Here is a 1,855-nt window from a genome sequence, read left to right on the forward strand (position 1 = left end):
CGACAAAGGAAACTTTGTATTTGGCGTTTCATGTTTAAATGTTTGCACTGTGTGCACTCCGTGTCTTCATAAAACTTCTAGGTTTTCAAGCTGAAACGCGCTTATAAGTCGTTTAAGTCAGTATAGAACGTCAAATAGAACAAGGGAGAATTTGAATACTAGCTACCCTAGGTTTCTTTTGCCTTTTTTTCTGCTTAATAAATTTTAATATTTAAATTAAGGTCTGTTGCAGTTTAAAAGTCGCTAAATTGCAGCGTTTAAGACTTTAAAAACGCCGATACTAGAAATAGATAATGACCAGGGGTTCTTTTGCCTTTTTTTCGATTTGGTGAATTTCTTAAATATTTTCTTAAGTTTTATATCTAAAACAATTCAAAAGCGTGACCTATATTTTTCCTGGATCCCAGTACTGGGATTGGGGGTACTGCCCTCCTGCCAGTGTCACGCGCTGCCTTTTTTTCCTGGATCCCAGTACTGGAATGACAGGATGAGGGGTATTGGGATGACAGGAGAAAGCTTGTCATTCCAGCCCAGATCATACAATATGTAATGAATTTAACTATCAAAATATAAATTTTTGATAAAAAAAAACTGGATCCCAGTACTGGGATAACACCCTCCTAGACTACTTGGATGACAAGAAAAGGAGGCTACTGGGATGACAGGAAGAGTTGGATGACACCGTTTTCGAAAAAAATAAGTTGACTTTTTTCTTGTCGTAATCCATACTAAATAAAGTATTATTTACAATGAGGGTAATGATGAAATACGAACAGTGGAGAGAAATATTAAGTGCAATCGATAAAGAAATAGATTTAAGTAAAGATAACGTAATTGAAAAGATGCAAAGAAATTAAAAGAGAAAGACAGAGATGAGTATGAAAAATGGGGAAAAGCTGGTTTTAAGGTAAATCACCTGTTTCACACTGTTTTTAAGTCTGATCTTCCATTGTTATTTGAAGATCATGAGTATGAATACACATTATTACACTTAGTTGCCCACGATAAACCTAGGAAATGTGGCGAATGCCTTATCAAAAGTAGAAGGAATTGGTGTTAATGCGGTACAAGGTGGATCATCTCTGGGGACTCCTTTACATGTAGCTGCCGAATTTAATAGTGAAAAGGTAATAGACGTTTTGTTAAGGGCAGGAGAAATAAATGTCAACGCAAGAGACTGTGTTATATATACCCCTTTGCACTGGGCCGCTTTCCACAACAGCAAGAAAGCAATAGATGCTCTGTTAAAAGCAGAAGATATTGATGTTAATTTAATAAATAAAAATTCTGAAACTCCTTTGCATTGTGCTGCTCGGTTTGGTAGTGAAGGAGCAATAAGTGCTCTACTGAAAGCAAAAGACATTGACGTTAATGCAAAAGATAAAGACAGCAAAACTCCTTTACTTTTAACTGTCTCAGATTGGAATAATGAAGAAGCCTTAAATATTCTAATAGGAGAAGCTGATGTTAAAGTGGTAGATAAAGATGGGAATACTCCTTTGCATTTAGTCGCTTTAAATGATGACGACGGAAAATTTGTACAAGCTCTAATAAAAAGAGGGGCTAATGTTAACGCAGAAAATCAAGATAGGTGTACTCCTTTACATTTAGGTGCTGAACATGGTCACACAGACATACTTAATGCTATAATACAAAACAGAGCTAATGTTAAAGTGGTAAATGTAAAAATGGAAGTACCCCTTTACATTTGGCTGCTTCACGTTATCGCGAAGAAAAAATTGTAAAAGTTCTAATAGAAGGAGGAGCTGATGTTAATGCAGTAGATAAAGATAAACGCACTTCTTTACATTTGGCTGTTTCATGCTACTCCAGTGTAGAAGTTGTGGGAACTCTA

2 protein-coding genes are annotated in these 1,855 nt (G+C 35.8%); both read left to right on the plus strand.

Annotated elements, in window-relative coordinates; genetic code table 11:
* Positions 1-1,019 precede the first annotated feature (1,019 nt).
* Entirely contained in the window at positions 1,020-1,745 is a 726-nt protein-coding gene (locus tag HET73_RS07210; RefSeq protein WP_174134277.1) for an ankyrin repeat domain-containing protein, read from the plus strand.
* Positions 1,709-1,855, plus strand: a 147-nt coding sequence (locus HET73_RS07215; protein WP_174134278.1) for an ankyrin repeat domain-containing protein, incomplete at its 3' end; no start/stop codon positions are given. The genes HET73_RS07210 and HET73_RS07215, both read left to right, overlap by 37 nt.

Source organism: Wolbachia endosymbiont of Atemnus politus (genome assembly GCF_013309895.1).